A 23,292-nucleotide genomic window follows, 5' to 3' on the forward strand; every position below is an offset into this window, starting at 1 on the left:
GATTCATTTCTTCGGGCCGAACAACGCGCCCAGCGCCCGTGCCGCCTTGACCAGCGGCGACGGCCGCAGCTGCTGGTACTCCGCGCGCAGCTCGGCGCGCAAGCCCTCGTCGATCTTTCCGGCGGGCAAGGCCAGCAGCAGTTCCAGCGTCTCGACCTGCCGCTCCACCTGCCCCACGTGGCCATAGCTGCGCGCGAGCCCGATGCGCGCCTTCACGACCTGGGCCGCGATGCCCTTGTCGGCCTCTTCGCCGCAGGCCTCCACCAGCGCCTCGCAGCAGGCCACGGCCTCCTCGTAGCGGCCGGCCTTGCGCAGGCGCACGCCACGGTTGACGCTGGACTTCGCGGCATAGGTGCGCAGCGCGACCTCGGGCGCCTGCAGGCAGGTGTCGATCACATGGCCATAGAGCGCCAGCGCGGCATCCAGGTCGGTGTCGGCGATGGTGATCGCCTTGCAGAAGCGCGCATTGGCCACGCGCTCGCGCAGGTAGGCGACGTCGGAGCGGGCCCAGCGCACGATGATCGCGTCGTAGGTCTGCAGCTCCTCGGCGCGGCGGCCGAGCTTGTCGAGCTGCACCGCTCGGTTCGACATCGCGAGCGCGACGTCCTTCTCGGCCGAGGTCGAGAGTTCGTTGCCATAGCGCGCGATGACCTCGTCGTTGACCGCCAGCGCGGCCTCGCGCTGCGACAGGCAGCCCAGGCTGTAGCCCTTGCGCACCATCGCGTCGAGGCAATGGCGTCGCAGCTCCGGATGCAGCGATTCGACATGGGCCTGCAGCACCTCGTCGTAGCAGGCGATGGCCTCGCGGTGCTTGCCCTCCACGGCCAGCACGCGCCCGCGCTCGATGGTGGCGTCGATCTCGTCGCGCTGCGCCAGCGTCAGGTCCTCGTACTGGTCGCCATAGCTCACCGCCGCGCCCTGGCGCTGCAGCCGGTTGAGGCAGGTCAGCCGACTGGCCGCGGCCTTGGCCAGCGTGTCGCGCATCGATGCGCCGGTGGCATTCGGGAAGCGCGCGAGCAGCGCGTCGTAGACCGGCAGGGCATCGGCCTCGCGGCCCAGCAGCATCATCAATGCGTAGGCCTGGTTGAGGTAGGCGCTGGCGACCACGCCCTCGACCTCGGAACCGGTGTCGGCCACGAAGGCCTGCAGCAGCGCCGCATAGGCGTCGACCGCGCGCTGGAACTGCAGGCGGCCGCGCCAGTGGGCCGCGAGCGCGTACTGCGCCTTCACCGCGATCGTGCGCAGGTCCTCGGCCGGATCCTTCGCGAAGCGCGCGACGAGCGCGGCGACCGCCGCGGCATAGCGCTCTTCGACCTCGACCACGGCGACCTCGATCGCGCGGCCCTCCTCGTCCTTGCCGTCCGGGCGCGGATGCGCGGCGGGCGCCTGGGCCTGCAGGATGTCGCAGCGCAGGTCCATGGCGCGCGCGATGGCGCGGCGCAGCGCCGTGTCCTCCGCGCCACGGGCCTCGGTCCAGCCTTCGAGCGCGCGCAGGGCGGCCTCGACATCGCCGCGGGCCCAGAGAATCCTCGCGCGCTCGATGCGGCCGTGCACGCATTGCAGGCGCGTGTAGGCATCGGCGGACTCGGCGTGCAGCGCATCGAGTTCCGAGAGCGCCGAAAGCGCCTCGTCGCCGCGGTCGAGCGCGCGCAGGGCCCAGGCCTCGAGCAGCCGCGTGCGCGCCAGCTGCGGCTGCAGCAGCGCGCTGCGGTCGTCGCCGAAGCGATCGAGCAGGCGGCGGTAGCCGGCCAGCTCGCGCGGCGGGTCGTCGAGCGGCACCAATTGGTCGAGCATCGCGAGCAGCAGCTCCTTGCGGACCTGCGCATCGGGATGCCCGGCATAGCGCGACCATTGCCATTCGGCCAGTTCGTCGGCGCGGTCCTCGTCGTCGGGCTCGGCATCGCGGTCGCGCAGCAGCTGTGCCTTGACGCGCAGGATGCGGTTCACGCAGCGCAACACGGTGGCATCGTCGCTGTCCGCATGCGGGTCCAGCACGGCATCGCAGGCCGCGAGCAGGCGCTCCTCGAGGTCCTCGTCCTGCGCGCCGCGCAGCAGGTCGCGCTGCAAGGCGAGCGCGAGGTCGGTGCGCGCCAGTGCGAGGGTCTGGCGCCGCTCGGGCTCGGCGGCATCGGCGTGCGCGGCGATCAGGGTGTGCAGCAGCGCACGGGCTTCCTCGTCGCGGCCCAGCATCTCGAGCAGGCGTACATGGGCATGCTGCGCGTCGGCGGCTCGTGCCTTCAGCGCGGGTTCGGTGGCGGCTTGCAGGTCCTCATGCAGGGCCGCGTATTTCTTCAGCGCCTCGTCGTGGTAGTCGAGCTCCGCCAGCATCCGGGCCTGCACGGCGCTCACGCGGGCCACGAGCACGCGCGTCGCGAGCCAGTCGTCGCCGCCGAAGCGCCGCGCCAGGTCCTCGCAATGCCGCACCATGTCGACCCGCGCGAAGGTCGCGCCACCGGCGGCGCGCAGCCTCGCCTCCTCGAGCCCCGCAGCGACGATCCATTCGCGCAGCGCCGGCGACTGCGCCTGCTCGAAGCGGCGCTGTACCTCCCGCAGCAGGTCCAGCGCGGCCTCGGCGTGGCCGGTCGCAGCCAGCGCGCGAGCCTTCTCGCACTGCGCACGCGCGATCCACGGCCAGGCCGCGACCGGCGCGAACACCGGCGCCAGCACATCGCGCGCACCGGGCTCGAAATGCGCGCACAGCGCATCGGCCGCCGCCACCACCTCGGCCGTGCGCCCGAGCGCGTCCAGCGCCTCGATCTGCCGGAACCAGGCCGAGGCCAGGTGCTCCTGCAGGTCGGGCGAGGCACTGTCGGCGGGCGTGCTCAGCGGCAGCAGCCGCGCGACGAGCGCCTCGGCCTCCGCGAGGGCCGATGCGGCGGTGGCAAGGTTGGCGAAGCGAGGCGAAGGGTCCGGGCGATCGATGTCGTGCAATCTCGTGTCCTGGCTGGGGCTCTGCGCTTCATTCTCGCCGCCGGCCGGCCGGCGCTTCACCAGAACGAATCGTCCTCGCGCGCCTGCACCACCCGCAGCCGGTGCTCGGCGATGCGGCGGATCAGGTCCTCGGGCAGCGGCTCGTCGTAGCGCACCTTGAGCAGCTCCTTCGTGGTCTGGTGCCCGGCCAGTTCCTTGCGGAACGCCTCGAGCGCCTCGGCCGAAGGCGCGAAGCCCAGGTGCGCCTTGTGCGCGGAGAAGGCGAACAGGAAGCGCGGCTCGACGAAGAAGGGCGTGCCCCACTTGATGGCCTCCCGGGCCTCGGGTGCCACGCGCCGCAGCAGCGCGCGCAGGCGCCGCAGGTGCGCATGGGCCTCGGGCGGGGCGGCGGCGATGTAGTCGTCGATCGTGGTGGGCGCCTTGCCGGCCATCTCGTTCATCCCCTTCGTGTTCATCCGCCCTGGCGCTGCACGTCCTTCGGCGTGCGGCCGAACCTCGCCTTGAAGGCGCGGCTGAAATGGCTGAGGTCGGTGAAGCCGAACTCGAGCGCGGCCTGCGACACCTGCCGCACGCGCCCTTCGGTGAGGGCCCGGTAGCTGGCCTCGAGCCGCTGCTGCCAGAGCCAACGGCCGGGCGTGGTGCCCTCGGCGGCGAACAGCCGCATCAGCGTGCGCAGCGACAGGTGGCAGTCGCGCGCGATGGTCTCGCCGTCGAGCGTGGGGTCGCCGAGCCGGGCGCGGAGGTAGCGCTTCACGGCCGCCAGGCGCCCGTCGCGCGCGCCGGCGTCGACCTGCGAGGGCGCGAGCTCCGCCTCGAGCGCCGTCGACCAGATGTCCATCGCCGCCTGCGCGAGCGCCGGCGGCGCATCGTCGTGCAGCGCCATCAATTGCTGCAGCACCGATCCCGCGAGCGCGGCCAGCTTCGCGTCGCGGCCGACCGGCCGGGCCACGAATTCGTCGGCCGCGCCGATGCGGCTGGTCAGCAGCGCGCGCGGGATCGCGACCATGACCGCATGCGACCACTCGCCGAACTCGAGACTGAAGGGGCGCGACTGGTCGTGCAGCACCATGTCGCCGGGGCGCATGCTCACGCGCCGCTCGTCCTGGCTGAAGCGCGTGTTGCCGCCGAGCGCGAACCAGAGAAAGAAGTCGTCGCGCGGATCGCGCCGGATGTCGGTGGCGCCGCGCGTGACGCGGATCGTCGCCGCGCCGGGCAGCTTCGACTCGATCTCGTTGAGCGCGAGCGCGCCCAGCCCGCGCTGCGACACCCTGGCGCGGAACGCCGCGCCGCCCGGCGCGTTCGCGCACTGCGTGACCGAGTAGCTGCGGCACGTGACCTGGTGCCACTTCTCGAAGCTGTCGCCGGGTTCGACCAGGGTTTTCATGGAACGGATGGCAGGTGGAGAACAAAGCTTGGCAAGCCGGGGCCAGCGCGGACGGCCGGCGCGACCCAAGATCGCCGCACCCGCCACCATCCGACTCAACCACCGAGGGGCCAATATGCCTTATCAGATCGATCGCATCAATCCGGCGACCACCGCCGTCATCGTCGTCGACATGCAGAACGACTTCGTCGCCGAGGGCGCCCAGCTGCGCTCGGCCCAGGCCGCGGCCATGGTGCCGACCTTGGCGCGCACCCTGGCCACCTGCCGCGAGCGCGGCATCCGCGTGATCTACACCGCGCACGTGCACCGGCGCGACGGCTGCGACATGGGCCTGTACGACGACCTCTACGGCCCGATCGCCGACCGCAGCGCGCTGGTCGACGAGACACCCGGCAGCGAGATCTTCGCGGCGCTCGCGCCGGCCGCGGGCGAGCACGTGGTCAAGAAGCACCGCTACAGCGGCTTCTTCGCGACCGACCTCGACCTGATCCTGCGCGAATGGGGCATCGACACCGTGGCGATCACCGGCACCACCACCGAGAACTGCTGCCATGCGACGGCGCGCGACGCGATGTTCCGCAACTACAAGGTGGCCTTCCTGTCGGATGCGACCGGCACCTTCGACTATCCCGACGTGGGCCAGGGCGCGATGCCGGCCGAGGCAGTGCACGAGGCCACGCTGACCATCCTGGCCTTCTCGACCGCGCATGTGATGACGAGCGAGGAGTTCGTCGCGCGGATCGATCGCTGAGCAGGCGCGACGGACCGAGCCGGACTGGATCTCAGGGCTTGAGCACGACGAGCAGCGCGATGCCGCCGAGCGCCGCGACGCACAGCCCCGGAGCGATCCGGACCCATGCACGCTCGCGGGTGTTCGTGCCCTCGACCTGCCTTCTGAGGCAGGCCGACAGCACGCCGTGCAGCCCCGACAGCGCGAACACCAGCACCAGCTTCGCGTAGAGCCAGCCCGCGCCGAACCAGCCGCCCAGGCTCGCGAGCGCGATCCCCAGGCCCCACACCGCCACCATCGCCGGCACGGTGACGCGGCGGTCCCAGCGCAGGAAGGCCTGCCCCATGCGCTTCTCGTGCGGCAGCAGCACGCCGCCCGAACGGCCGAGCGCGGCGACCGCGACGCCGAGCAGCAGCAGGCCGCCGGTCCAGGCGAGCACCGCGGCCAGATGCAGGGCCTTGAGCCACAGGTAGGTCATACGGCCGGCCCGCGGTCGAGCAGCTTCCAGCTGTGGAAGCCACCGCCCGGCAGGCAGGCGAAGAGCACGAGCTTGAAGCCCATGCGCGCGGAGACGTCCTCGAGCGTTGCCGCGTTCACGACCTTCCAGCAGAAGCCCAGGAAGACGAGGCCATGCAGCGGCCCCATGAGGCTCACGGCCCATGGCAGGCCGGCGAGGTGTTTCATCGGCACCGCGACCAGCAGCAGGACCAGCAGCGTGGCGGCTTCGAGCAGGCAGAAAAGCCGGAGACGGGAAAGGCGCAGGGCTCGGGACGGCAAGAGCAACTCCATGGCGGAAACCTCCATAGTCTCCCGGTGCATGGCCCGAAGCGAAAGTGGCCGGATTGACAAGCTTCGACTGTTTTCCGCCATCCATGGAAGAATCCGCCGCCATGACACCCAGCGCCCCGAAGACCACGCCGCACCGGCTCGCGGTGCTCGCCCTGCCCGGCCTCATCGCCTTCGATCTCGCGAGCGCCTGCGAGGTCTTCGGTCATGCGGAGCTCGGGCCCGGCCAGCCCTGCTACCGCATCGCGGTCTGCGGCGAACGGAAGTCCTTCGACAACGGCAGCTTCACGCTCACGGTCCGGCACGGGCTCTCGGTGCTCGAAGCGGCGCAGACCATCGTCGTGCCCGGCATCGCCGATCCCGCGGCACCGATCGGCCGCGCCGTGCTGCAGGCACTGCGCGCGGCCTCGGCACGCGGCGCGCGCATCGCCTCCATCTGCTCGGGCGCCTTCGTGCTGGCGCAGGCCGGCCTGCTCGACGGACTGAGCGCCACCACGCACTGGGTCGCGGCGCCGCTGCTCGCCGAGCTCCATCCGCGGGTGGAGGTCGATGCCAAGGTGCTCTACATCGACCACGGCCGGATCCTGACCTCCGCGGGCGCGGCGGCGGGGCTGGACCTGTGCCTGCACATGGTGCGCAAGGACTTCGGCGCGGCCGTCGCGGCGCGGGTGGCGCGGCTGTCGGTGGTGCCGCTGCACCGCGAGGGCGGCCAGGCCCAGTTCATCCAGCCGCTCGACCTGCCCGCCGACCGCGACCTGCAGCCGCTGCTCGCATGGGTGGAGCGCAACCTGCACCGGCCGCTGTCGCTCGACGATCTCGCGCGCCAGGCCTGCAGCAGCCAGCGAACCTTGAACCGGCGCTTCCAGGACCAGTTCGGCGTCTCGCCCGCGCAATGGCTGATCCGCGCGCGCGTGCGCCGCGCGCAGGAGCTGCTGGAACGCACGCGCCTGGGCGTCGAGCAGATCGTCGCCAAGGTCGGGCTGGGATCGGCGGCGAACTTCAGGGCGCAGTTCCAGCGCGTGGCGGGCGTGAGTCCGAGCGCATACCGCCGCAGCTTCGGCGCGAGGTCGAGGGCCTGAACTCCGCGGCGCCGCGCGACTACGAATCCTTGTAGTCGCGTGCTCCCGCGGCAAAAACGGCAGTAGAGTCTTCCCGAAAAGAAAACGTTTGCCCCATCGGCTCGACGTTGCTACACCGACGAACGCCAAGCTTCATACCTTCGACTGATATTCGTTGTCGAAGGTAGTGGAATGGATGTATCGCCATTGCAATTTGGTTGCAGCTTATTACCGCCGATCGTCACGAGCTTCTCTACAGTGCTCGGTTTTTCGCCTTCACGCTTCGTTGCAGGGAGTTTCATGCCCACGCCCGCCTCCAGTCGGGGCCGCAAGATCACCGCGACCTCCGACGCCATGCCCGTGCTCGACGGGATGGCCGCGCTCGAACCCGTCCTGATCGAGGGCGAGGAAGCACTGAGCCGCCCCTATCGCTACACGCTCACGCTGACCACGCCGGAGTCGTCCACCATCGATGCGCGCTCGGCCGCGAACATCAAGCTCAAGCCGCTGATCGGCGAGGAGTTCGGCGTCCACATCCTGCTCGACGGCCGCCCCGGCGGCGGGCAGCAGCAGCGCCATCTCTCGGGGCTCGTGACGCGGGCGCGCTTCCTGCGCCTGGAGGGCCGGCGCGCGCTCCATGAAGTGGTCATCGAATCGTGGCTGAGCCTGGCCCAGCGCACGCAGGACTTCCGCATCTTCCAGAACAGGAACGTGCTCGACATCGTCGGCGAGGTGCTCGGCGCCTACGGCTTCGCGCTCTCGATCCGGGCCACGGGCAGCTACCCGCCGCGCGAGTTCGTGGTGCAGTACGGCGAGACCGACTACGACTTCGCGAGCCGCCTGCTGCACGAGTGGGGCCTCTACTACTACTTCGAGCACGCGGCCAACAGCCACACGCTGGTGATCGTCGACGACATGCAGGCGCACGGCCCCTTTCCCGCCGGCGGCTACGAGCGCATTCCCTTCAGCGCCGCCGAGGCGTCGTCCAACGAGGAACACTGCCACCACTTCCAGCTCGCCGAAGCCTTGCAGAGCGGCCAGTGGGTCACGGGCGACTTCGACTTCACGCGGCCCAAGGCCGACCTGCTGCGCACCAAGGCGATGCCGCGCCGCACCCGGCATGCGGCGCGCGAGGTGTTCGCCTGGCCTGGCAACTACGCGGCCGAGGCCGATGGCGAGCAGATCGCGCGCGCACGGATGGAGGAGACCGGCGCGCCCGGCCAGGTCGCCAGCGGCGCGGGCAACCTGCGCGGCCTGGCGGCCGGCTACCGCTTCACGCTGACCGACCACCCGCAGGACAGCGCGAATGCCGACTATCTCGTGACCGCCACGCGGCTGTCGCTGCAGGAAGCGGGCGACGCGACGGGGCAGGAGGAGTTCCGCTGCCGGGTCGAGTTCGAGGTGCTGCCGGCGAACAACATCTTCCGCCCCACGCCCGACGCGATCAAGCCGCGCACCACGGGCCCGCAGACGGCGGTGGTCACCGGCCCCGCGGGACGCGAGATCTGGACCGACCAGTACGGGCGCGTGAAGCTCAGCTTCCACTGGAACCGCTACTGCAGCAAGGACGAGAGCAGCTCGTGCTGGGTGCGCGTGTCCTCGCCCTGGGCCGGCAGCAACTTCGGCGGCATGCAGATCCCGCGCGTGGGCCAGGAGGTGGTGGTCGACTTCGAGTACGGCGACCCCGACCGCCCGCTGATCACGGGCCGGGTCTACAACGCGGACAACATGCCGCCCTGGGACCTGCCCGCCAACGCCACGCAGAGCGGCCTGCTCTCGCGCAGCTCCGAGGGCGGCAACGCCGCGAACGCGAACGCGCTGCGCTTCGAGGACAAGCTCGGCGAGGAGCAGCTGTGGCTGCACGCGGAGCGCGACCAGTTGCTCGAGGTCGAGAACGACGAGGTCCACACCGTGGGCCGCGACCGCAGCAAGACCGTCGAGCGCGACGAGACCCACCACGTCAAGAACGACCGCACCCGAACCGTCGACCGCAACGAGACGGTCACGATCCACGGCCAGCGCGCCGAGACCGTGGACGGCGACGAGGCGGTCAGCGTCAAGTCGAACCGCAGCCATGCCGTCACCGGCACCGAGACCCTGACGGTCACGGGCGACCAGACGCACATCGCCAAGGCCCACCGCACCGCCAGCGTCACGGGCAACCAGACCACCTCGGTCACGGGCACGGATTCGCTGACGGTCACCAAGGCCCGCACCGTCACGGCGCAGGACAACGACCTGTGGAACGTCACGCTGGCCCAGACCACCACCATCGGGCAGGCCTACCAGGTCTCGGCCCGCTCGCACACCGCGACCTACAACGACGCGATGACGCTCAACGTGCCGGCCGGCCCGGCCTCGGCCACCGCGCAGGGCGACGTCTCGCTGACCAGCTCGGCCGCCAACCTGTTCGGAACGGCCGCCCTCAACATGGGCCTGCTGGCGCAGGGCGGCGACTTCTCGGCCGTGGCCTCGGGCAGCGTGGGCGTGAGCGCCGAGGGCGGCACGCTCGACACCTTCGCCTCGGGCGCCATGACGCATGCGAGCCCGACCAGCGTGGTGCTCAACGTCGACGGCACGGCGGTGGAGGTGACGCCGGGGCGCATCGTGCTGCGCGCGGGCAGCGCCACGCTGATGCTCGACGAATCGGGTGTCACGGTGAACGGCACCAAGATCTTCCTGAACTGCTGAGGGCCGCATCGATGTCCTCCGCGGCACCGGTGCGCAACCCGGTCGAAAAACGCATGGCCCGGCTCCACGACCTGTGGTGGGAGCGCACCGACGATGCCTCGCTGCGCGCGGTCGTGCTGCGGCTGCCGCCCGACTCGCAGCGCATGCTCGACGCCTTCTTCGCGCTGCAGATGGTGGACAGCGACTACGCCACGCCCGACCTGTTCCTGCGGCTGGACACGGCCTACGAGACCGGTTACCGCTACAGCCGCGAGCTGCGGCAGGCCATGATCGAGACCGTCGCGCACAACCGGCCGCAGCTCGCGAAGCAGGGCGTGGCCGGCCCCTGGGAAGAGGAACACGCGAGCGCCCGCGACAGTGCCGCCGGCTTCGTCGACACCGGCCTGTCGCTGGCGCGCCACCTGCGCCGCCAGCGGCTGTCGGTCGTGCTGCAACCGGGTGGCGTGAGCGACGTCGCCTGCTTCGAGCGCTGGCTCGACGCGGCCATGCAGGCGCCCGTGCCGCCGCAGGATGCCGGGCTGCTGCGGCTGGTGCTGGTGGACGACAGCGACTCGCGCGCCTGGCAGCCGCTGGTGGAGCGGCACGCGGGGATCGTGCGCGTGGTCGATGCGCCGCTCGACATCCTGGAAGCCGCGCGCGAGATCGCCGCGCAAGCCGGCGGCGGCGCCGGGGGGGCCGCGCTGTTCCGGCAGCTCCATGCCGACATGCTGATGCTGCTGCGTCGCGGCGACGCGGCCGCCGTGGAAGCGACCGCCGAGCGCGCCGCGCGGCTGGCCACGCGCAACGGCTGGTCCGACCAGCGGGCCGTGCTCGACGTGATGGTGGGCGGCGCCTGGCTGCAGGCGCGCGACTTCGCGCGCTCGGTGGCGCGCTACCGCCAGGCCCGTGCCGCGGCGGCGGAGGCCACGCAGGCCGGCAACCCGATGGGCCCGATGCTGCTGATGCAGGGCTGGATGGCCGAGGGCGGCGCATGGGCCGCGGCCGGCGACATGAAACAGTCGGCCCAGGCCTTCGAGCAGGCGGGCGAAACGGCCCGCCGCATCCCCAACAGCCTGTTCGCGGTCGAGGGCCGGCGCGCCGCGGCCCAGGCCTGGCTCGGCGCCGGCGAGCGCGACCGGGCCTGGGCCTCGGCGCTGGCCGGCGTGCGCGAGGCACGCGCCATGGCCGGGGCCGACCGGCCGAACAGCACGGTGCCGCAGCTGCTGCAGGACATGCTCGCGATGCAGGATCCCCGACGCTGCGAGCGCATCGCGCAGTGCGCCTCGGCCTACGAGCGCGAGGCGCGCGCGGCCCTGGTCGAGGCCGATCTCGCGGGCCACCGGCTCGGCCCTCACCCGCCGCCGGCCGCGATCGCGGCGATCGAAGCGCAACTGGTGCAGCGCTACGAGCTGCTGTTCCAGGGCCAGCTGCGCGAGCGCGAGCAACTGGTGCAGGGTGGCGAGGAGGTGTTTCGCACCGTCGTCGCCATGGGCCGCGAGTGGCTCGACCCGGCCTGGAGCGGACTGCCGCACGTGAAGCATCCGCTGGACCTTTCGCCCGGCGAATGGCGCGAGCCGCCAGCGTTCGCGCGCCTGCCCGATCCGCAACCCTTCGTCGAGGCCGCCTGAGGCGCGCCGGCTCCTTCACGCCCCAAGGAAAGCACTTGTTCTTCGCGGCCAAGCATTTCGATCCGCAGCTGGGCATCGACGCCCACACCTACCTGGCGCCGCCCGGCGTGTGGCCCACGGTGCACATCGGCATCGTGATGGACCCGTTCGACTACCTGCCGACCATCGAGGTCTCGCCCGACAACCCGATCGTCAAGGGACTGGGCGCGCTCGGCACCGCGACCGAGGCCGCCAAGAACGCCATCGGCGAAGGCACGGCGTCGCCTCGGATACCGGCGCCGCCCGGCGCGCCGCCGGACGATGGTGCGATGCCCGAGAGCATCCCGCTGCCGCTTGGCGCCACGGTCGAGGTGGCCGGCGTGCGGCGCGCCAATGCCGGCACCGGCGGCGTGGACTTTCACATCCTGGTCGGCGCGCCGATGCCGATCGTCAAGGGACCGGGCGGCCCGCAGTTCGACGACGAGCTGTTCATGGGCAGCCGCACCGTGCTGGCCGACGGCGATCCGTTCTCGCGCATCACGATGCCGGTGCTCGGCTGCAACATCGTCGGCCTGGTGCCGCCGTTTCGCCCGCGCAAGCTGGTCAAGCCCGTGCGCCTGAGCCTGATGCTGCCGACCACCTTCAACGTGGCGATCCCGCCGCAGGTGTTCGTCGGCGGGCCGCCCACCATCTCCTGGGGCGCGATGATCCAGCGCGGCCTGTTCAAGGCGCTGGGCCGCGCCTACACGCGCATCGCGCGGCGCGTGTTCAAGAACATGCCGCCGGGCTTCCTCAAGTGCCGGGTGCTGCGCGCCGAGCCCGTGGACATCCGCGACGGCAGCGTCTCGGTGACGCACGAGGACTTCCACGTTCCCGGGCGCCTGCCGCTGACCTGGAGCCGCGCCTACGCATCGCGCGACCACGACTTCGCGGGCCACTGCGGCCAGGGCTGGCAGACGCCGGCCGACCTGCGCCTCGTGGCCGAACCCGACGGCCTGCTGAGCCTGCACGGGCCGGACAGCTGCGCGCTCTTCCCCGCCCTGCCCCGGTCCGAGCGCGAACCGGTGCGCGACCTGGTGGACGGCGCACGCCTCGAGCGGCGGGGCGTGCGCCTGACGGTGCGGTTCAAGGACGGACTGCGCCTTCACTTCGACGATGCCCTCTCGCCGGCGGGCGAACTGCGGGCGGCGGCGCTACCGATCGCATGCATCGAGGATGCCTGCGGCAACGGCTGGCGCTTCGTGCGCGACGAGGACGGCGCGCTGGTACGCATCGTCGAGAGCGGCGCGCACGGGCAGCCGGGACGCAGCATCGAAGTGCGCTCCAGCGGCGGCCGCATCGAGGCGATGGCGCTGCGCGACCCGCTCACCGGCCTGGAACATCCGCTGGTGAGCTATCGCCATGCCGGCGGCGATCTCGTGGCGGCCGTCGATGCACTCGGCGCGGCACGGGAGTTCGCCTACCTGCAGCACCGCATGGTCCGCCACACGGATCGCCTGGGCCTGAGCTTTCACTACGCCTACGACGACCGGTGGCGGGTGGCGCATGCCTGGGGCGACGGCGGCCTGCAGGACTGCCGCTTCGCCTACGACGAGGCATTGCGGCAGACGCAGGCGACCGACTCGCTCGGTCATCTCACGGTGGTCAAGTTCGACGAATCCGGGTTGCCGCTCGCGGAGATCGACCCGCTCGACGGCGTGACCACCTTCGAATACGACGACGCGGGCCGCACCGTGGCGGTGACACGGCCCGAGGGGCTGCGCACCGCGTTCGTCTACGACGCGCACGGCAACCTGCAAAGCACGCGCTGGCCCGACGGCAGCACGATCCGCAACGAATTCGACGACGAGGACCGCGTGCTCGCGGTCGTCGACCCGAACGGGCAGCGCTGGTCGCAGGGCTACGACGAACGCGGCCTGCTGGCGAACCAGCGCGATCCCCGCGGCGCGGTCACGCGCTTCGAGCACGACGCGCACGGACAGCTCGTGCGCCATGTCGATGCGCGCGGCGCCGTCACGCAGCTCCAGTACGACCGGCATGGACGGCTTCTCGTGCTGACCCATCCACTGGGCGCGCGCACCCGCTTCGAGCACGACGTGCTGGGCCGGCTGAAGGCGCGGCAGGACGCGCTCGGGCGAACGACGCGCTACCACCACGATGCCAAGGGGCGCACGCTGCGCATCGAGCGCCCCGGGGGCGGCCATGCCGCCTGCGCCTACGACGCCGAGGATCAGTTGCTGCTCTACGTCGACGAAGCAGGCGCGCGCACGCGGATGCAGTACTTCGGGACCGGCAGCTTCGCCGCTCGCGTGCAGCCCGACGGCCAGGCGGTGCGCTACCACTACGACACCGAGGAACGGCTGGTCGGGCTGACCAACCAGCGCGGCGAGCGCTATGCGCTGCGGCGCGACGCGCTCGGCCGGATCGTCGAGGAGGTGGACTACTGGAACCAGTCGCGCCGCTATATCTACGACGGTGCGGGCCGCCTGAGCGCCACCGTCGACGCGCTGGGACAGCGCGTGGCCTTCGCGTGCGACGCGATGGGCCGCATCACGCGCAAGACCTTCGACGATCCGCTGCAGGCGGGGCGCCAGCGCCACGAGCACTTCGTCTACGACCGCCTCGGCCAGCTGGTGGAGATGCGCAACGACGCGATGCACGTGCGGCGGCGCTTCGATGCCGTTGGCAACCTGCTCGAGGAGCGCCAGGGCGGCTTCCGCGCGAACTACCGCTACGACGAGGTCGGCCATCGGATCCTGCGCGAGACGAGCGCGGGCCATCGCCTGCGCTACGCGTTCGACCTGGGCAACCAGTTGCAGGGCATGGCGATCGACGACGACCCGCTGATCGCCATGACGCGCGACGCGCTGGGCCGCACGCTGAGCGAGCGGCTGGGAACGGGGCTGGAGCGCCGCTTCGCCTACGACGAGCGCGACCTGCTGACCGCGCAGCGCCTGCTCGAGGATGCGGGCCCGGTGTTCGAGACGCGCTACGACTACGACGGCGCCGGCAACCTCGAGTGCCGCGCCGACAGCCGGCAGGGGATCGATCTCTACCGCTACGACGCGCTCGGCCAGCTGCTCGAGCATGCGGACCCGCAGGGCCGGATTCAGCGCTTCCTGCACGATCCGGCCGGCGACCGGCTGCACACACGCGTGCGGCAGACGCCGCGGGCCCGCGTGGCCGGCGGCGAGAACGATGCCGAGGCCGTGCACTGGACGCGCGAGGGCAGCCTCGACGGCACCCACTACGTGTTCGACCGCGCGGGCGACCTCGTGCAGATGCACGATGCCATGCCGGCCGGGGACGCGCTGCAGCTCGTCTGGGATGCCAACCACCGGCTGGTCGAGAGCCGCAGGGGAACGGCCGTCACCCGCTATGGCTACGACCCGGTCGGCCGGCGCGTCTTCAAGCGCGGTCCGCAGCGCACCACGTGGTTCTTCTGGGACGGGAACACCCTGCTGGGCGAACTGACCGAGGACAACGACGTGCCGCGGCCGCCGCCGGCCCTGCCGTCGAACCCCGTGTTGCAACTGGCGGGCGCGCGCCGTTCCTCGGCCGCCCCCGGAACGAACGACGCGCGCTACCTGAAGGCGCGCGAGTACGTGCACTATCCGTCCACCTTCGTGCCGCTCGCGCTCGTCGAGCGCGATGGCGACCGGAGCGCGGTCCTCCACTACCACGTCGATCCGAACGGCTGCCCGACCCGCCTCACGGACGGGCAAGGCCGCACGGTCTGGTCGGCGAGCCATGCGGCCTGGGGCGCGATCCGCGCGCTGCAGTGCGAGGAGGTCGGCAATCCGCTGCGCTTCCAGGGCCAGTACTTCGACGAGGAGACCGGGCTTCACTACAACCGCCACCGCTACTTCGATCCCCGCAGCGGCCAGTTCGTCTCGCTCGATCCGCTGCGCCTGGGCGCGGGCGAGAACCTCGTGCGCTATGCCGAGAACCCGCTGCTGGGCATCGATCCGCTGGGGCTGGTGGCCGGCGAAAGAATCCCCTATTGGGAGATCGGCGAAACGGGCCAGCACGGGCGCCCCATCCTCGCGCGCGTCACCGGCGACGACGGCAAGTTCGACCACTACGAGAACCCCGGCCATCACGATCCCAACATGCGCTCCCCCGGCCGCGGGACCGATCCCTACAACACCGGCAAGAGCGTGCTGCCCGAGAACCATCGCGAGTTGTTCGAGAGCAGCCGCTCCTACCCCGGCGATCGAAGCGTGCGCTATGCCCGCGACAGCCACGGCAACGTGCACCAGTTCCAGGACTCGGGCGCGCGGATCTTCCACTGGGCCGGTTCGGACAACGGCGTCTCGCTGCGCGGCACGGTCGACCACCTGCGCATCAATGCCGCGCGGCGCCGCTTCGCGTCGACCGTGCCCGCGTGCCGCGCCTAGCGGCGCGCCTCGAACCGACGGCTTCAAGGACAATCGCCCCATCATGCCCGCACATATCTTCGGCACCCGGGAGACCCTGCAGTTCGACATCGCGCCCAAGGACCCCGAGAGCTTCGCGATGCGGCAGGTGGACATCCACGCGGCCGGCACGCACGTGACCGCGACCGATAACGGCGTCTACGTGCCCAGCTTCCTCTTCACGCTGCACAGGACCCTGAAGAGCTTCCGCAACCCGGCCCGCTTCCAGCCCAGGGCGGACATCTTCGGCGACCGCGGACCCGTGGACATCCACCGGATACTCGCCGACGCGCCGGATCCATCGCCCGATCCCGGCGACTTGCCGGACCTCTGGGCCTTCCTCCAGTTCGGAGACGTCACGTTGCGCGTTCTGAGCTTCCTGATCCCCACCGCGCACGGCGTGTACCTGAGCTGCGAAACGCCCTCGCCGGAGACGCCGCAGCAGCCCGGGATCCGGGTCGTCGAAGTGTCGGTGGAAGCCCTGGCACGGACCATGACGCAGGCCTTCGAGGCCGTCGCCGCCGAGTACGAGGGCGACAAGTCGTCCGTGTCCTGATCCGCCCGCGGGCGTCGAGAGAAGGTCGCGGCTAGTCGATCGCGATCTTGGCGCGCGCCACCACGTCCTTCCAGCGCTCCAGCCCCTGCCGGATCGCCTGCGTGACCGCCTCGGGCTCGCTCGATCTCACCGCATAGCCCAGGCGCGCCAGCCTCGCGGCGAGGTCGGCATCGAGGGCCTTGCGCGTGGCGGCGCGGATCGTCGCGAGCACGGAGGGCGGCACGCCGGCCGGCGCCAACAGGCAGTACCAGACCTCGTAGTCGACCGAGGGCCCGCCGATCTCCTTGAGCGTGGGCACCTCGGGCAGCTGCGTGCTGCGCTGCGCGCCGAACACCGCGATGCCGCGCAGCCGCCCGGCCGCGATCTGGCTCGCGACCGAGGGCGAGGTGGCGTAGACCATGTCGATCTGCCCGCCCATCGCATCGTTGACCGCCGGCGCCGTGCCCTTGTAGGGCACGTGCAGCGATTGCAGCGGCGAGATGGTCGAGAGGTACTCGCCCACCAGGTGCGGCGAGGTGCCCGCGCCCGGCGTGCCGTAGCTCAGCGAGCGCTTTTTCGACAGCGCGACCAGCTCCTCGAAATTGCGCGCGGGGAAGTCGGGACGCACGGCCATCACCACCTGCGTGCTGCCGACCATGCTCACGGGCGCGAAGTCCTTGAGCGGGTCGAAGCGCGTGTTGCGGTTCACGCTCGGATTGGTCGCGAGGTAGTCGTTGGCGAACAGCAGCGTATGGCCGTCGGCCGGCGCGCGCGCGACGAAGTCGGTGCCCATGTTGCCGCCGCTGCCCGGGCGGTTGTCCACGACGACCGCGCGTCCGAGCAGCTGGCCGAGCCGCTCCGCAAACGGCCGCGCGATGGTGTCGAAACCGCCGCCCGGCGGAAACGGGACCACCATCGAGATCGGGCGCGAGGGAAATTCCTCCGCGGCCCAGGCGCGTGGCAGCGGCGAGGCCGCCAGGGCGGCGCCGAGTCCCAGCACGATGCGACGGCGCCGGCCGTCGGACTGAGGGTCGCGCATGGTCACAGCCTCGGCAGCTCGATCTGCAGCAGCTCGCTCGCGGCATCGGCTGTCATCGCGCTGGCTGTCTCCCCGCTGTAGAGCGAAGACCGCGCTTCCCAATCGCGCCGGCCGTCACCCGCGTGGCCCTTGCCGGCCAGCACGAACACGATGCTGTTCGGCGGCACCTCGATGCTCCGGCCCGCCTCGAGCGCGATCAGCGACAGCACGGTCCGCGCCTCGGAGAAGCTGCCCAGGTGCTTGCGCGCCACGCCGGGCCGCTGCGCATCGCCCAGCCATTGCGCGGCAGAGGGGCGGATGAAGATCGGCTTGTCGTAGCGACTCTCGGGGTAGCGCAGCTCGCGGCCGTTCATGTGCTCCCAGACGGCTTCGTAGGCATCCTGGTTGCGCGTGCCGCCCTCGGGCTTGTCGACCTTGTAGACGCCGGCCTCGAAGCGCCCGTTCTTCTTGAGTTCGACGATGCCGCGCTGGAACGCCGCCTCCGACAGGTAGCCGCTGCGGCTCGCGCCACCGAACTGCAGCACCAGCGTGAGCGATTCGCCCGCGATGCTCTGCGGGCCGTAGAACACGCCCTCGGGAAAGTAGCCGATCATGCCGGGCTTCATGACGCCATCGCGCGCGAAGTCGGCGTCGCCCTCGAGCTGCACGCGCACCTGGTCGAAGTTGTGGCGGTGGCGCGGCGAGTCGAAGTCGTTGAAGGTGTTCGAGAGCTGGAGGAAGAAGTTGCCCACGCTGCCATCGCGGCCGGACAGCAGCGGGTGGTAGCGGAACTTGCCGCCGCGGGCATGGGTGCGCTCGATCATCGTGAGATCGCGCAGGTTCAGAATCTGCTGCATGGAAGGATGCGTCTCCTTGTTGGAATGGCCCGCATGCTGACGCAGTCCCCGCCACAAGCCCAGCGACATTAATTCACGGCAGCGTTGCCATTGCGGCAACGCTGCCCCGCGCACCATGAAACCCCGACGCCCCCTGCTCGACCACCTGAACCTCGCCACCCTGAAGCTCGTTGCGGCGATCGAGCACGAAGGCAGCCTGTCGCGCGCGGCCGCCACCCTGCACATCGTGCCCTCGGCCGCGAGCCGCCGCATCACGCAACTCGAGAACGCGATGGGCGTCGAGTTGCTGCTTCGCACGGCGCGCGGCGCCGGCCTGACCGCGGCGGGCCTGTCGATCGCACGCTATGCGCGCGCGATGATGGAGGACGTCGACACCCTCGATGCCGAGTTGCAGAACCTGCAGGCCGGCGTGTCGGGCCGCATCCAGCTCGTCGCCTCGATCTCGGCCATCGTGCAGCACCTGCCGCAGGACCTCGCGCTGTTCCTGCAGCAGCACCCGGGCATCAAGATCGAGCTGGCCGAACACACGAGCGCGGAGATCGTCGAACTGCTGCTGCAGCGCAAGGCCGACGTCGGCGTGTTCGTCGCCGAGGGCGACATCCCGGGCCTCAAGCTGCAGCCCTACCGCACCGAGCGGCTGGTCGTGATCCTGCCCGTGCACCACCGGCTCGCGAAGCGCAAGCGCCTGCGCTTCGAGCAACTGCTGAAGGAGGAGTGGGTGGAGCTGCCCCCCGGCACCGCGCTCGCGAGCCGCGTGGCCAGGGAGGCGCTCGCGCACGGCGTGCGGCTGCGCACGCGCATCCAGGTCAAGGGCATGGATTCGGCCAGCCGCATGGTGCAGTGCGGCCTCGGCATCGGGCTGCTGCCCCAGGCCAGCCTCGAGCAGCAGGCGAAGTTTCCGAACCTGGCCTTCGTGCCGCTCGACGAGCCCTGGGCGCACCGGGTCAGCTACCTGGCGGTGCCCGCGCTGGCCGAGCCGGCGCCGGCGAGCCGGATGCTGTTGCAGGCGTTGATGGGGCTTTGAGCGGTTCCGGGGCGAGCCCCGGTCTCAGCGCGGCGCCTGTATCAACGGATCGAGCGCCGCCCGGATCCGCCGCACCGCCAGTTCGCTCGCCAGCGTCTGCGGCCCGCGCCCGTAGGTGCCCGCGAGCCGGATCAGCCGCAGCTGCTCGCGCTGCAGCCGCGTCTTGAGCCGCCGCGCCCTGGCGCCGAAGGCCCGGCCCATCTCGCGGCGCACGCGCCAGCGTGCCAGCGGCTGGCCCAGGCGCACCCATTCGTCGTCGCGGATCAGTTCGCGCTCGGGCACGAAGTAGGCCGCGAGCGCGTGCAGGTAGGCGCCGTTCTCGCGCGCGGCCTCGCGCCAGAACAGCCAGGCCGCGATCAGCACCGGAATGCCCTTGACCAGCAGCAGCAACGCCATCTCGCCATAGCCGCCGTCGAAGTAGTCCTCGAGCAGCGGCGAGTTCCAGACGAAGTGCATGGCCCAGGCCAGCACGAAGCACAGCACGGCGGCGCCGATGCGCGTGACCAGCCGCCGCTCGGGATGCAGCAGGAACCACGCGACGCCGAAGGACGCGATGGCGGTGTAGGCCGCGTGGCTCCACAGCCCGCTCATGAGTCCGCGCGTGAGCAGGTTCAGCAGCACCGGGTAGACCTGGTTCTCGAGCGGGAAGCGCATCGAGGCGTTGACGGTGTAGGTCAGGTTCTCGACCACCTGGAAACCGAGCCCCGCCATGGCGCCGACGATGAGCACCGACAGGTAGGTCTGGAACTGGTTGCGCGCCACCAGCACCAGCAGCACCACGCCCGCTAGCTTGAGGAATTCCTCGGTGATCGGTCCCGCGACCGCGGGCCCCCAGGCCGCCACGAATTCGGGCGAGATCAGCTTGGCGCACAGGCTCTGGATCGCGATGTTGGCCGGCGCGGCGAAGTACACGGCGCCCATGCCGCCCCAGGCGAAGGCCAGCACGAAGGCCTCGGGCGGATGCTGCTCGAGCAGGTCGAGCGTGCGGAACACCAGCAGGAAGGCCAGCGTGTAGAGACCCCACACCACGAGCCCGAGGAAGGCCGTGATGGGCACCACGCGAAAGCCCATCGAGAACATCTGCGCGGTGTAGAACAGGCCGTTGACTATCAGCGCGCTCAGCAGCCAGAAGGCGGCGCGGCGCGGCTGGAAGAAGGAGTCGGTGCCGACCGGCCACGGCGACTCGTCGCTGTCGAAGGCGGTGGTGGTGATGGTGGTGTCGTGGCTCACAGCGGCGCCTCCAGGTCCATCGACTCGAGCATGCTGCGCGCATCGGCCATGGCTTCGTCGAGGCCGTCGCTGCCGCCGTAGACGTCGATCTGCACCAGCGACTTGCGGCGCTGGTCCACCACCTGCCAGAAGCGGCCGGCGATCTTGCTGCCGTAGTAGGCGAAGGTCTTGCCCTGCAGGCCCCACATGGTGACGAAGTCGGACACGTCGCCCTCGATGCTCAGGCCCTGGCCGCGCTCCATCAGCCGCTGCTGCCGCACCAGCGGACCGTCGGGCCCGCCGGCCCAGGGCAGCGTGGTCACGAGGAACTTGTGGTTGCCCTTGAACAGCATCAGCGAACGGCCGGCCTTCGAGCGCGCCACGTCCATCTGCCAGCCGCGCGCGGGCTCGAAGCGCGCGTGGCCGACCGACACGGTCTCGCCGGCCGGCAGCGGACGCGCGCCCGGCGTATGGCGGTCCCAGAAGATCAGGCCGCCGACATAGGCGGCGATGGCGAGGAAGACCGCGAGGGCGCCCGGCCAGGTGCGGTAGGGGATGCGGCGGGAGGGCTCGTGCATGGGGGCGATGGTGCCATGGCGCGGCACGAGCGATCCCGCCCTCGCACGGTGCGCGCGAGCGTCTTCGACGCCGCGTGTTCGATGCGAACTTTTCACTTCGGCGTCAGTGTGCGGTCAGTCGTCCTATGTCATGCATCTGCCACCGGGAGGTCATACGACCCCCGCATGATCCGCCCCGCGCCCGCCGGCCCCTTCACTGGGGCGGCGGGCGTTTCGTCACTTCTTTCGCGGATCTTTTTTCATGATTTTTTCCTTCCCTCGCACCGCGCGCGCGACCTCGACGCTCGCCGTCGCCGCGGCCGTGCTGCTGCTGTCCGCCTGCGGCGGCAGCGACAACCAGAACGCCGGCTTCCTCCCGCTGCCGCCCTCTGGCTCCAACCCCGGCCAGACCACGCCGCCGCCGGCCGAGTCCGCGCCGCCGGTGCAGGTCGCGTTCATGCCCGACATCCACTTCCACGACGTCTATGCCAACTTCAAGGACGGTTCGTTCCCCGGCGTGTTCAATCCGAAGTCGGGCCGCAACGCGACGATCCGCCTGATGCACGCGCAGATGACCTCAACGCGCCTGTTCAACGAGAACTACTTCGCCTTCATCACCGCGCTCGACGACGCGGTGGCGCGCGGCGTGAAGCTGATCGCGCTGCCCGGCGACTTCTCGGACGACGGACAACCGGTGCACATGCGCGGCCTGAAGAAGGTGCTGGACGACTATGCGAACAAGCACGGCATCCAGTTCTTCGCGGCCCCCGGCAACCACGACCCGAACAAGCCGCTCGAGCGCGCGGGCGGCAAGGCCGACTACCTGGGCATCGACCCCACGACCAACCGTGTCGGCGCGCCCCAGCCGATCTACAGCCGCGGCGGCAACGGCGATTGCGCGGCGTCCAACTACAGCGGCGAATGGGCCAAGGTCAACAGCAGCTACTGCACCGAGGAAGTCAAGGAGCAGGGCTACGCGGGCATCACCGAGGCGCTCGACCAGCACGGCCTGATGCCCAAGGCCGGCTACCGCTATTTCGAGACGCCCTACAGCAGCTACAGCTACCAGAACTACGACTTCGCGAAGGCGAAGGAACAGGCGGCCTGGAGCAGGCGCAGCTTCGAGATCTGCGCGCAGGGCGCGGGCGGCACCTACAAGAAGGACGGCTACACCTTCTGCCATGACGTGCCCGACACCAGCTACCTGGTCGAGCCGGTCGAAGGCCTGTGGCTCGTGGGCATCGACGCCAACGTCTACGTGCCCACCGGCACCGGCCTCAACGACTTCAACGGCTCAGGCGACGCCGGCTACAACAAGATGCTGACGCACAAGCCGCACGTGATCGCGTGGCTCAAGGACGTGGTGGCACGCGGCAAGAAGCAGGGCAAGCAGGTCGTGGCCTTCAGCCATTTCCCGATGAGCGAGTTCTTCAACGGCGCCTCCGACGACATCATCGCGCTGCTCGGCGCGGGCAAGATGCAGATGGTGCGCCGCCCCACCGAGGACGTGACCAAGGCGCTGGCCGACACCGGCCTGCAGGTGCACGTGGGCGGCCACATGCACTTCAACGACACGGCCGTGCGCAACTACGAGGACGGCCATGGCCTGGTGAACATCCAGGCACCGTCGATGGCGGCCTACGTGCCGGCCTACAAGCTCCTGACCTTCAAGGACGCGACGCACATCGACGTGCAGACCGTGCGCCTGGACAACGTGGCGCGCTTCGACGAGCTGTTCGACCTCTACCGCGAGGAACACCGCTTCTTCACCGACTTCCCGGGCCGACTGCCGGGCGGCAGCAACGGCGTGCTGTGGGACAAGACGGTGCTCGACGCGAAGAACTACGGCGAGTTCAACACGCGCTACATGTCGGAGCTGGTGCGCCTGCGGCTGCTCAACGACGACTGGCGCTGCGAGATGCGCGAGCTGGTGAAGAGCCCGATCTACGGTTCCGACCTGCTGGTGCTGTCGCAGCTGCAGACCAAGGTCACGCTCAAGCAGCTGGGCAACACCGGCAACCGCGGCCTGCTGAGCAGCGCCTTCTTCTCGTGCCTGGGCGACGCCGGCGGCGACGGCAGCGCGCAGCAGGCGGCCTATGCCAAGGACTACGCCGATGCCGAAGCCAAAGCGCGCGCGCTCGCGGGCGCCAGCGGCATGCGGCTGGAGGACTTCAACCAGTGGAAGGCGATCGACCTCGCGGGCGACTTCGTGCGCCTGGCCAATGCCGGCGACCTCGCGTTCGCCGACATCCCGGCCGACCGCGCGCGCCAGTACAAGCTGATCGCCCAGGCCCTCGAAGGCACCAGCGCCACGCTGGCGCTCAACGGCAGCCAGCAGGTGATGAACGACAACCCGGCCCATGCCGTGTTCCAGGCGCGCTTCAAGCCGCTGATGCAGATCCTGCTGAAGCTCGCCAAGGGCGCGCCCACGCAGCACTTCACGATCGACCTGCAGACCAACAAGCTGACCGACATGACGTCGGCACCGGCGCCCTTCTGAATCGCAGC

17 protein-coding genes are annotated in these 23,292 nt (G+C 70.7%); 8 read left to right on the forward strand and 9 right to left on the reverse strand.

Annotation, left to right across the window (positions count from 1 at the left end):
• Nucleotides 1-3 precede the first annotated feature (3 nt).
• From KV106_RS02840 to KV106_RS02850, 3 genes are read right to left on the reverse strand one after another with little or no spacing between them, the layout of a single operon-like run.
• Entirely contained in the window at nucleotides 4-2,931 is a 2,928-nt protein-coding gene (locus KV106_RS02840; protein ID WP_261205997.1) for a hypothetical protein, read from the reverse strand.
• A 56-nt stretch (nucleotides 2,932-2,987) separates the two neighbouring features.
• On the reverse strand, nucleotides 2,988-3,386 hold the full coding sequence (locus tag KV106_RS02845; protein WP_261205998.1) for an iron chaperone: 399 nt from the start codon (nucleotides 3,384-3,386) through the stop codon (nucleotides 2,988-2,990).
• On the reverse strand, nucleotides 3,383-4,315 hold the full coding sequence (locus KV106_RS02850) for a helix-turn-helix domain-containing protein (protein WP_261205999.1): 933 nt from the start codon (nucleotides 4,313-4,315) through the stop codon (nucleotides 3,383-3,385). The genes KV106_RS02845 and KV106_RS02850 overlap by 4 nt, the downstream gene beginning before the upstream one ends.
• 115 nt (nucleotides 4,316-4,430) lie before the next feature.
• On the opposite strand from KV106_RS02850, the gene KV106_RS02855 reads away from it, so the two are divergent.
• Nucleotides 4,431-5,066, forward strand: a complete 636-nt coding sequence (locus KV106_RS02855) for a cysteine hydrolase family protein (protein WP_057594126.1) — start codon at nucleotides 4,431-4,433, stop codon at nucleotides 5,064-5,066.
• A 31-nt stretch (nucleotides 5,067-5,097) separates the two neighbouring features.
• Here KV106_RS02855 and KV106_RS02860 read toward each other — a convergent pair whose 3' ends face one another.
• Together KV106_RS02860 and KV106_RS02865 are read right to left on the reverse strand one after the other, a co-directional pair.
• Nucleotides 5,098-5,523, reverse strand: a complete 426-nt coding sequence (locus KV106_RS02860) for a CopD family protein (RefSeq protein WP_261206000.1) — start codon at nucleotides 5,521-5,523, stop codon at nucleotides 5,098-5,100.
• Nucleotides 5,520-5,834 carry a DUF3817 domain-containing protein gene (locus tag KV106_RS02865; RefSeq protein WP_261206001.1) on the reverse strand — a complete coding sequence of 105 codons (315 nt, stop codon included), beginning with the start codon at nucleotides 5,832-5,834 and terminating at the stop codon, nucleotides 5,520-5,522. The genes KV106_RS02860 and KV106_RS02865 overlap by 4 nt, the downstream gene beginning before the upstream one ends.
• Before the next feature lie 101 nt (nucleotides 5,835-5,935).
• Between KV106_RS02865 and KV106_RS02870 the strand changes: the two genes are divergently transcribed.
• The 5 genes from KV106_RS02870 to KV106_RS02890 all read left to right on the forward strand — a co-directional run bounded on the left by KV106_RS02870 (nucleotide 5,936) and on the right by KV106_RS02890 (nucleotide 16,140).
• Nucleotides 5,936-6,910, forward strand: a complete 975-nt coding sequence (locus KV106_RS02870) for a GlxA family transcriptional regulator (RefSeq protein ID WP_261206002.1) — start codon at nucleotides 5,936-5,938, stop codon at nucleotides 6,908-6,910.
• A gap of 279 nt (nucleotides 6,911-7,189) precedes the next feature.
• Nucleotides 7,190-9,580, forward strand: coding sequence for a type VI secretion system Vgr family protein (locus tag KV106_RS02875; RefSeq protein WP_261206003.1), 2,391 nt, complete (start codon nucleotides 7,190-7,192; stop codon nucleotides 9,578-9,580).
• An 11-nt stretch (nucleotides 9,581-9,591) separates the two neighbouring features.
• Nucleotides 9,592-11,187 carry a hypothetical protein gene (locus KV106_RS02880; RefSeq protein ID WP_261206004.1) on the forward strand — a complete coding sequence of 532 codons (1,596 nt, stop codon included), beginning with the start codon at nucleotides 9,592-9,594 and terminating at the stop codon, nucleotides 11,185-11,187.
• Nucleotides 11,188-11,222: 35 nt separating this feature from the next.
• Nucleotides 11,223-15,566: an RHS repeat-associated core domain-containing protein gene (locus KV106_RS02885; protein ID WP_261206005.1), complete on the forward strand. Its 4,344-nt coding sequence runs from the start codon at nucleotides 11,223-11,225 to the stop codon at nucleotides 15,564-15,566.
• A 43-nt stretch (nucleotides 15,567-15,609) separates the two neighbouring features.
• Entirely contained in the window at nucleotides 15,610-16,140 is a 531-nt protein-coding gene (locus tag KV106_RS02890; protein WP_057594121.1) for a hypothetical protein, read from the forward strand.
• 31 nt (nucleotides 16,141-16,171) lie between these two features.
• Here KV106_RS02890 and KV106_RS02895 read toward each other — a convergent pair whose 3' ends face one another.
• Together KV106_RS02895 and KV106_RS02900 are read right to left on the reverse strand one after the other, a co-directional pair.
• Entirely contained in the window at nucleotides 16,172-17,158 is a 987-nt protein-coding gene (locus tag KV106_RS02895) for a Bug family tripartite tricarboxylate transporter substrate binding protein (RefSeq protein ID WP_057594120.1), read from the reverse strand.
• A 2-nt stretch (nucleotides 17,159-17,160) separates the two neighbouring features.
• Complete coding sequence (locus KV106_RS02900) at nucleotides 17,161-17,994, reverse strand: hypothetical protein (protein WP_057594119.1); 834 nt, start codon at nucleotides 17,992-17,994, stop codon at nucleotides 17,161-17,163.
• Nucleotides 17,995-18,109: 115 nt separating this feature from the next.
• Here KV106_RS02900 and KV106_RS02905 point away from each other — a divergent pair, with 115 nt between their 5' ends.
• Nucleotides 18,110-19,018, forward strand: coding sequence for a LysR family transcriptional regulator (locus KV106_RS02905; RefSeq protein WP_057594118.1), 909 nt, complete (start codon nucleotides 18,110-18,112; stop codon nucleotides 19,016-19,018).
• Nucleotides 19,019-19,042: 24 nt separating this feature from the next.
• Here the strand turns inward: KV106_RS02905 and KV106_RS02910 are convergent, their stop codons facing one another.
• Nucleotides 19,043-20,248 (reverse strand): PrsW family intramembrane metalloprotease, encoded by a 1,206-nt coding sequence (locus tag KV106_RS02910; RefSeq protein WP_261206007.1) that lies wholly within the window; start codon nucleotides 20,246-20,248, stop codon nucleotides 19,043-19,045.
• Nucleotides 20,245-20,805 (reverse strand): hypothetical protein, encoded by a 561-nt coding sequence (locus tag KV106_RS02915; protein WP_057594117.1) that lies wholly within the window; start codon nucleotides 20,803-20,805, stop codon nucleotides 20,245-20,247. Before KV106_RS02915 ends, KV106_RS02910 begins: the two co-directional genes overlap by 4 nt.
• Before the next feature lie 241 nt (nucleotides 20,806-21,046).
• Between KV106_RS02915 and KV106_RS02920 the strand changes: the two genes are divergently transcribed.
• Nucleotides 21,047-23,284 carry a metallophosphoesterase gene (locus KV106_RS02920; RefSeq protein WP_261206008.1) on the forward strand — a complete coding sequence of 746 codons (2,238 nt, stop codon included), beginning with the start codon at nucleotides 21,047-21,049 and terminating at the stop codon, nucleotides 23,282-23,284.
• Nucleotides 23,285-23,292: the final 8 nt, after the last annotated feature.

It is taken from the genome of Variovorax endophyticus (assembly GCF_025376855.1).
In the GTDB taxonomy this organism is placed as follows: Bacteria; Pseudomonadota; Gammaproteobacteria; order Burkholderiales; family Burkholderiaceae_C; genus Variovorax.

Excerpts from the sequence above, each read along its gene's own strand:
- KV106_RS02845 (WP_261205998.1), bottom strand. The coding sequence starts at position 3,386 with ATGAACACGAAGGGGATGAACGAGATGGCCGGCAAGGCGCCCACCACG.
- KV106_RS02850 (WP_261205999.1), bottom strand. The coding sequence starts at position 4,315 with ATGAAAACCCTGGTCGAACCCGGCGACAGCTTCGAGAAGTGGCACCAG.
- KV106_RS02855 (WP_057594126.1), top strand. The coding sequence starts at position 4,431 with ATGCCTTATCAGATCGATCGCATCAATCCGGCGACCACCGCCGTCATC.
- KV106_RS02860 (WP_261206000.1), bottom strand. The coding sequence starts at position 5,523 with ATGACCTACCTGTGGCTCAAGGCCCTGCATCTGGCCGCGGTGCTCGCC.
- KV106_RS02865 (WP_261206001.1), bottom strand. The coding sequence starts at position 5,834 with ATGGAGTTGCTCTTGCCGTCCCGAGCCCTGCGCCTTTCCCGTCTCCGG.
- KV106_RS02870 (WP_261206002.1), top strand. The coding sequence starts at position 5,936 with ATGACACCCAGCGCCCCGAAGACCACGCCGCACCGGCTCGCGGTGCTC.
- KV106_RS02875 (WP_261206003.1), top strand. The coding sequence starts at position 7,190 with ATGCCCACGCCCGCCTCCAGTCGGGGCCGCAAGATCACCGCGACCTCC.
- KV106_RS02880 (WP_261206004.1), top strand. The coding sequence starts at position 9,592 with ATGTCCTCCGCGGCACCGGTGCGCAACCCGGTCGAAAAACGCATGGCC.
- KV106_RS02890 (WP_057594121.1), top strand. The coding sequence starts at position 15,610 with ATGCCCGCACATATCTTCGGCACCCGGGAGACCCTGCAGTTCGACATC.
- KV106_RS02895 (WP_057594120.1), bottom strand. The coding sequence starts at position 17,158 with ATGCGCGACCCTCAGTCCGACGGCCGGCGCCGTCGCATCGTGCTGGGA.
- KV106_RS02900 (WP_057594119.1), bottom strand. The coding sequence starts at position 17,994 with ATGCAGCAGATTCTGAACCTGCGCGATCTCACGATGATCGAGCGCACC.
- KV106_RS02905 (WP_057594118.1), top strand. The coding sequence starts at position 18,110 with ATGAAACCCCGACGCCCCCTGCTCGACCACCTGAACCTCGCCACCCTG.
- KV106_RS02915 (WP_057594117.1), bottom strand. The coding sequence starts at position 20,805 with ATGCACGAGCCCTCCCGCCGCATCCCCTACCGCACCTGGCCGGGCGCC.
- KV106_RS02920 (WP_261206008.1), top strand. The coding sequence starts at position 21,047 with ATGATTTTTTCCTTCCCTCGCACCGCGCGCGCGACCTCGACGCTCGCC.